The organism is Paraburkholderia tuberum STM678 (assembly GCF_902833905.1).
Classification (GTDB): domain Bacteria; phylum Pseudomonadota; class Gammaproteobacteria; order Burkholderiales; family Burkholderiaceae; genus Paraburkholderia; species Paraburkholderia tuberum.
Genome location: NZ_CADFGP010000046.1, coordinates 58,266 through 64,456 on the forward strand (window position 1 = coordinate 58,266; position 6,191 = coordinate 64,456).

At 59.7% G+C, this 6,191-nt stretch carries 8 protein-coding genes and 2 pseudogenes; 6 read left to right on the forward strand and 4 right to left on the reverse strand.

What is annotated here, in order from left to right; genetic code table 11:
- The first annotated feature begins 47 nt into the window (after positions 1 to 47).
- Positions 48 to 551, forward strand: a complete 504-nt coding sequence (locus HWY30_RS30580) for a sel1 repeat family protein (RefSeq protein ID WP_244145070.1) — start codon at positions 48 to 50, stop codon at positions 549 to 551.
- A 409-nt stretch (positions 552 to 960) separates the two neighbouring features.
- On the opposite strand, the gene HWY30_RS30585 is transcribed toward HWY30_RS30580, so the two are convergent.
- Together HWY30_RS30585 and HWY30_RS30590 are read right to left on the reverse strand one after the other, a co-directional pair.
- Entirely contained in the window at positions 961 to 1,392 is a 432-nt protein-coding gene (locus HWY30_RS30585; protein ID WP_143037331.1) for a hypothetical protein, read from the reverse strand.
- Positions 1,392 to 1,583 (reverse strand): hypothetical protein, encoded by a 192-nt coding sequence (locus tag HWY30_RS30590; protein WP_143037330.1) that lies wholly within the window; start codon positions 1,581 to 1,583, stop codon positions 1,392 to 1,394. The genes HWY30_RS30585 and HWY30_RS30590 overlap by 1 nt, the downstream gene beginning before the upstream one ends.
- Positions 1,584 to 1,637: 54 nt before the next feature.
- On the opposite strand from HWY30_RS30590, the gene HWY30_RS30595 reads away from it, so the two are divergent.
- Complete coding sequence (locus HWY30_RS30595) at positions 1,638 to 3,023, forward strand: hypothetical protein (protein WP_090812588.1); 1,386 nt, start codon at positions 1,638 to 1,640, stop codon at positions 3,021 to 3,023.
- A gap of 328 nt (positions 3,024 to 3,351) precedes the next feature.
- Here HWY30_RS30595 and rpoD read toward each other — a convergent pair.
- Positions 3,352 to 4,689: pseudogene (rpoD, locus tag HWY30_RS30600) on the reverse strand (RNA polymerase sigma factor RpoD); the annotation flags it as partial.
- A 52-nt stretch (positions 4,690 to 4,741) separates the two neighbouring features.
- Here rpoD and HWY30_RS30605 point away from each other — a divergent pair.
- From HWY30_RS30605 to HWY30_RS30620, 4 genes are all read left to right on the forward strand, one after another.
- Positions 4,742 to 4,939 carry a hypothetical protein gene (locus tag HWY30_RS30605; protein WP_143037329.1) on the forward strand — a complete coding sequence of 66 codons (198 nt, stop codon included), beginning with the start codon at positions 4,742 to 4,744 and terminating at the stop codon, positions 4,937 to 4,939.
- Between the two features lie 98 nt (positions 4,940 to 5,037).
- Complete coding sequence (locus HWY30_RS30610) at positions 5,038 to 5,394, forward strand: hypothetical protein (protein WP_143037328.1); 357 nt, start codon at positions 5,038 to 5,040, stop codon at positions 5,392 to 5,394.
- A 7-nt stretch (positions 5,395 to 5,401) separates the two neighbouring features.
- Complete coding sequence (locus HWY30_RS30615) at positions 5,402 to 5,620, forward strand: hypothetical protein (protein WP_143037327.1); 219 nt, start codon at positions 5,402 to 5,404, stop codon at positions 5,618 to 5,620.
- A gap of 14 nt (positions 5,621 to 5,634) precedes the next feature.
- Complete coding sequence (locus HWY30_RS30620; RefSeq protein WP_143037326.1) at positions 5,635 to 5,898, forward strand: hypothetical protein; 264 nt, start codon at positions 5,635 to 5,637, stop codon at positions 5,896 to 5,898.
- A 176-nt stretch (positions 5,899 to 6,074) separates the two neighbouring features.
- On the opposite strand, the pseudogene HWY30_RS43120 reads toward HWY30_RS30620, so the two are convergent.
- A pseudogene (locus tag HWY30_RS43120) lies at positions 6,075 to 6,191 on the reverse strand (IS30 family transposase); the annotation flags it as partial.

Here is a 6,191-nt window from a genome sequence, read left to right on the forward strand (position 1 = left end):
CCTCCATCTGGCGAACGCATGCAAACGGGACGCACGAACTCAGAAAGTTGCATTCCACGAAAGGTGAGCTAGAATCAGGTGCATTCCTCACCAACGTGTTGCTCACCATGCAAATGCAAAGCTGGGTAGGAACGATCGAGCGTGAATGGCATCAGTTGCGCCTCGCTGACCCTACTCTGGATGTCGAGAAGTTTTCCCGTCACGTCATTGCGGCAAACAAGACCGGGTTTCTGTCGCCCGAGTCGCTCGCCGCGATCGCCAATGCTCTTCTCACCAGCACGCTCAGTCGTGCGCCGCATCTCGGCCGCTGGTTGCTTGAGTGCATTGGTGCTAACCGGCATCCCGCCTGGCGGATGGCAATGGCCATTTCTCTCGTCACACCAACCGGAGGCGAGGCGGACCTTGAGAGAGGTAATGCGATCTTCGAAGACGTGATGAAGGATGAGACCGCGGACGGCCATCTTCGCGGCATGGCCGCTGCAGCGCTGGCCGATAGCGCACGCCTTGGGCGGGGCATGCCGGTCGATACGAGCCGCGCGCTCACGCTCTAGGAGCAGGCCATCACGCTGGGCCACAAGGCCTCAGGATACAATCTCGGGCTTTACTGGGAGGGCGCGTGGGGTGCCGAAGAGAAGAGCGTTACCCAGGACCGCACGAAGGCTATACAGAGCTATCGGCGCGGCGGGGGTGACATGCGTTGCCAACGCCGTCTGGCAGCGCTACGGTGAAGGTGCCCTACCGCCCGCCGGACGACTCGGAGGACGAGGTTAAGAGGTGAAGCCGCGTTGAGCTGGCCGCAGATACGCCGGCAGGCAAAGTGGTGCCGCGTGTGTCAGTCCCCGGATCGAAGCGGTCAGATCCATACGTAGTCAGCACCTCACGTTCTGTCGGGCGCATTCGTGATGACGCAGGCAGCGTCACTAAGTGTCACTATCGCGACCTCTTCCCCTGGGACTTGCGTCAGGCATTGGCGACATCCGCCACTCGATGGACGCTGTCATCAATGGCTAGCGCCGACATTGCAGCACAGAAACTCTCCGTTCTTCGTGATACGAGGACCCGCATTGTCTGAATGCAGGTCCTCGCGAAATGCAAAGCGAGAAAATAACCGCGCCGACCGGCGAGCAGGCTTTCCCGATTGATCGATTGATCGATACCGGCGATGCGAATCGGCAAGGTGGTGTATGCGCTGCCCCGGTGCTTCGGAGATCGGCAGATCTCGTGCATCACTGATGGCACGTTCGCGAGAAATGCCTGGCAAACCGAATCATTCTGGCCAGCAGATGTTCGGCCGGACTTTCGAGGGGGCAGACTGACCAGCCCCGGTTCGCTAACCACCGACGCATCAACCGCCGGCCGCGCTTTGCGTTGAACGAGAGAGAGCCGGCGCATCAGTCTTCCATCGCCTGCCTGATATCTGACGATTTCGTGTGACCGGCAAAAGGCTGACTGTGCATTGCTTCGCAGGCCAGCATCACCGGATCGCGACCGGAGAGCGCGGACGTTAACCAGTACCACACTATGGCCGGATTCCCGCCGTCTGTTTTCGCGCTATCGCGTCGTTCGGCATCCAATGCCAGCATCACGTCATCTATAATCGCACTCAGCACACCAGTGATCGCATGGAGCCCTACTATATGAGTCAAACCCGCGGACGATATGCGGGATCTCGGGACAGCGGCCAGCGCCAACCTCGTCACGTCAAACAGTCCCAGCCGAACCGGCCGAAACCGCCGTACGTCAATGCACCTGCCCGGGACTCTGCCCACACTGCCTCCATTTTCAAGACACGATCGTTCCAGTTCCTGGTGGATACGGTAGGCGCGGAGAATATCGCGCTGGGACTGGGATCGAACATGGCGCGAGTGGCCGAGCTGACGAAGGGTGAAAGGTTCACGCCAGAGACCGCCTTTCACATGGAAACCACGCTTGGTTTGCCTCACGGTTTCTTTGACCAGCCCAATCCTGCGCTTGCGCCCGAAACCATCGCCCGCCTGAAATCGCCGCTCGATTTCGTCCGGGCCGACGACGAACCGGAAGAAGTGTCGGAAACACCCATGCCGCCTTCCGCCGTTCACGGCGGCCAGCAACCATATCCTGAAGACAGTTTGTCGGGGGAAGCGCAGATGCCGAAAAAAGCAACGGGCGACTCGCCCAGGGCCGTCAGAAACAGTCGAAGCCAGATGGCCGAACCGCCTGCCCCACGTGCGCCGCGAAAAGGTTCACCTTCGAAACCCAGGACATCTGTCGGGGGAAACCAACAGCGACCACTGGCGGTAGACGACAGCGCCGCGGTAGAAAACATTCGACGCGCCAACCTCCACATTCTCACGGGTCGCAACGGATCGAAAGCAAAACTTGGTGTAGTCATGGCGATGAGCGGATCCAACATGGCCCATCGGCTATATGGCAAGAAACGCATGGACGATGTCGAAGCCAACCGCTTCACCGAGCGACTTGGTTTGCCAACTGGCTGGCTGGACACGCCGCGCTCCGAAGCCGATATTCCAGAGTCGGTGTCGCGTCTGCTGGCCCCTGCTTCTCGCGGTCGCTCATCCGTTGAACAACACGAGCCGCTTGCGGCCGCGACAAACGGCCGTGTGCGAAGGAAGCCCGCCGATGCGAAGGCGCACTCGGGGCGTGCGCGGGCGGACACCCTGGGCCATCCGGACAGCCCCTTGCCTGTTTCGGCCGATGTCGCAGGAGAGAAAGAGACGATCGTCGTCAGTCCGCACGATCATGTACCCGATTTGCCCGGCGAACTTGCCGGTCGCTCACCTGAAGAAAGCGTTGGCGAGGTCCCGGCGGCCACCCCGGCAACCGTTCAGTCCCTGCCAGCCGCCGCAATACCGCAGCGAAACCTGGTACCGCTTCTCTCCGCTTCCGTGACCAGCCTGGACAATCTTCACGGTATCGAACCGATAGCGGAAGCATTGCTCAAGACGCTGGCAGGTAAGGCACGCACGGGCAGACTGGACGAACTGAAAGCTCTGGAACTTTTGCAGCACGCGGTCCTGTTGTGAGTCGGTGGTAGCGTGCCAGGTTCCATTGTTCTGTGACGCAAATGGCGCATCGAGGTAGCCTGGGCCCCGTGCGCGCAAATAGTCGCCCCTTTTCCGGTCGACGATGACTGCGGATCCCGTCCTTGACCCACCAACTGCGCGAGGCCGAGTTGTGGTGGGTTCCCGCAAAAGCTCACCTTGGCGGAGATACGCGGCGAACAACGTTGGCCAGCGCAATCGTAGGCGCCCTCTGCCAGCGGGGGGCCCTCCACCTAACCGCGTGAAGAAGGGCGCGGAACCAGCGAGCGGCACTGAGACAACGCAACACGGCGATGCGCCGGTCTGTGGCTCAATGGTCGAGAAATTGCCGCAGCTTGTCGGCGCGGCTCGGGTGCATGAGTTTTCGCATCGCCTTGCTTTCGATCTGCCGGATCCGTTCGCGCGTCAGATCGAACTGTTTGCCGAGCTCCTCGAGCGTATGGTCGGTCGTGGTATCGATCCCGAAACGCATCCGTAGCACCTTCGCTTCACGCGGCGACAGCGCGTCGAGCGCCTCATCGATCGCGGCGCGCAGGTTCGCCTGCACGGCCGCGTCCGCGGGCGATGCCGCCATTGGATCTTCGATCATATCGCCAAGCGTCGCGTCGGCGTCCTCGCCCACCGGCGTCTCGAGCGACACCGGTTGCCTCGCGACCTTCAACATGCCCCGAACCTTCTCTTCCGGCAGTTCCATGCGCTGCGCCAGCGCCTCAGGATCAGCCTCGCGTCCGGTCTGCTGCAGGATCTCGCGTGAAATCCGGTTGAGCTTGTTCATCGACTCGATCATGTGCACTGGCACGCGAATCGTGCGCGCCTGATCGGCAAGCGAACGCGTGACGGCTTGCCGCACCCACCACGTTGCATAGGTCGAGAACTTCCAGCCGCGTCGATATTCGAATTTGTCGACGGCTTTCATCAAGCCGATATTGCCTTCCTGAATCAGATCCAGAAAATGCATGCCGCGGTTCACGTACTTTTTCGCGATGGAGATCACAAGACGCAGGTTCGCCTCGATCATCTCGCGCTTCGCCTGCCGCATTTTCGACTCGGCCGCCATCATCTGCCGGTTGATCTTTTTCAACTCTTGCAGCGGCAGCCCGGCGTTCGCTTCGATATCGATCAGCTTCTCCTGTTCGGCCTGAATCGCAGGCAGACTGCGTTCGAGCGCGGCGCCGTACTGGCGCGACCGCGCGGCCATCCTTTCGGTCCACCCAAGATCGGTTTCGTGCCCCGGGAACGACTCAACGAACTTCTCGCGCGGCATCCCGCACCGGTCAACGGCAATCTGTAACATACGCCGCTCGACCGCTCGCACCTGCGCGACCTGTCGCTGCACGTCGGCACACAGCCGATCGATGGTTCGCGCCGTGAAGCGGATGGGCGCCAGCTCGCGCCGGATCGCTTCACACCCGCGTGCGAAGGTTGCGTGGCCCTTGCCTTGCGCGGCCTCGGCACGCGGAAGCTGATCGAACAGTTCGCGCACTCGCGCAAATATGGCGAGGCTGTCGCTCGTGAGCTGTTTCAGACGCGCTTCGTTCCCCCTCGCCGCATCCCCCTCCCCGACCTCACTGTCCTCATCGCCCTCCTCGTCGTCGCCGTCGGCGGTATCCGCGTCGATGTCCGGCATATCAGCCGGGTCCGACACCGACGGCTCTGCCGCTCCGACCAAGAAGGTGAGCGACAACGTGGAGCTACTTGAGATGCTTGACACGATCCGGGCCGACCGCAATTTGATCGCTCATCAAGCGCTTGTTTGTCAGGGCAATGACCTTGCGGAGATAATCGGCGCAGAGCCGGTCTCTTTGCGCGTGTTGAAAGAGATTGATCGGCGTGCGCTAAAGGCGATGACCGCGCTGGTTTGCGAGTACATAAGAACCACCCCGAAAAACTCGGCCTAGGAAAACGGAGAACTGATGAACACCAGTATCAGCGAAGAAACAAAGCAAGAGTTCACGCGGGCCGCTTAAAGCGGTAACGCAACGGAAAACGGCTTACCGTGGCAGTACGTCCCTGTCGCGGCGTGTTGGCCGGCCCGTACTGGTGGCCCTTTTTAAAGACGGAAAACAGCGCGATGACTTTGGCTACGATGACTATTTCGATTGCAACGCTGCTTACGTTACTGGCCGCGTTTAGCGTTGCGCTAGTGAATCGTTGGTATGGGGAGCATTTTTCGTCGGCTGTGGAATGCAGAAAGGTCATGGAAGCGGACGGTCAAGAGCACGATCACTATTCATTCACGGCTTCGCGCTCGAATACGTTCATCGGCCATACCGTGGGCCGAGCTTACATCGCATTCGCAGCCGTTCGCTATGACCACCTGATGCGCAAGCATCGGCCGGCCACAAGCGTATAGGAAAACTATGGCAACGATTCTCAAACATGCTGTGCACGCCTCATTGGCAAGTCATCGTCGGTCGGCCGCAACGGCGCGGCTCCGTGTGGCTCTGTCGATGGACACAGGTGAATTTCCCGACGTCGAAATGCTTGCGTCGCAGGCGCGGGCCTATCGCCCGCATGTCGTGGAAGCGACGCAGGATTTGAGCGTGCTGCAAGCGCACTACTCGCGCGACGCGAAGTAACCACGGAAAACGCGATGAAAAACATTAGCGGCGTCACGCACTTGATCTGCCTGGTACTGGCTGCGGGATTAGGTATTCTTTCTCTGATCGGTATCGTGACAATGGAAGTGGTTGTTGCTACCTCTGATGCCATTCATCTGACAGTCATTGGACAAGCAAGCGTCGGCGTTGCGTTCGTGGCTGCATGTGTTGGCAGCGCCGCGATGTGTAGCTGGATTTATCGATGGCTGCTGTCGTTGTTTGGACGTGCGGCGAGCAGTGCTGACCTTTCGAGCTAGGAAAACAGACACGGCGCGTGTGCGCCACCGACGCCGGCCGGTAGTGTTGAGACAAAATAAAGTTGTATAGTGGATTCGTTGATTTAAAAGGGTTTTTGCTAGTCCGGCTGTTGTTTTAATGAAAGGTTGTATAGTGGAATTGTTGGGCGGTTTCAAAGGTGAAGCGCAACAGCGGGTTAATGAACGGAAGCTGAAGTTATCGAAGCGGTTGCGAGCATACGTTCGAACACCTCGAATGGCGAATGAAATACATGCGTAGCACGCGGTCGGCTGTTGAGGCTGTCGGCGATGGC

What these genes read in the sequence shown, in the direction of transcription:
- HWY30_RS30585 (WP_143037331.1), bottom strand. Translation starts at nt 1,392, where the DNA reads ATGCGCCGGCTCTCTCTCGTTCAACGCAAAGCGCGGCCGGCGGTTGAT.
- HWY30_RS30595 (WP_090812588.1), top strand. Translation starts at nt 1,638, where the DNA reads ATGAGTCAAACCCGCGGACGATATGCGGGATCTCGGGACAGCGGCCAG.
- HWY30_RS30620 (WP_143037326.1), top strand. Translation starts at nt 5,635, where the DNA reads ATGAAAAACATTAGCGGCGTCACGCACTTGATCTGCCTGGTACTGGCT.
- HWY30_RS30615 (WP_143037327.1), top strand. Translation starts at nt 5,402, where the DNA reads ATGGCAACGATTCTCAAACATGCTGTGCACGCCTCATTGGCAAGTCAT.
- HWY30_RS30605 (WP_143037329.1), top strand. Translation starts at nt 4,742, where the DNA reads ATGCTTGACACGATCCGGGCCGACCGCAATTTGATCGCTCATCAAGCG.
- HWY30_RS30590 (WP_143037330.1), bottom strand. Translation starts at nt 1,583, where the DNA reads ATGCTGGCATTGGATGCCGAACGACGCGATAGCGCGAAAACAGACGGC.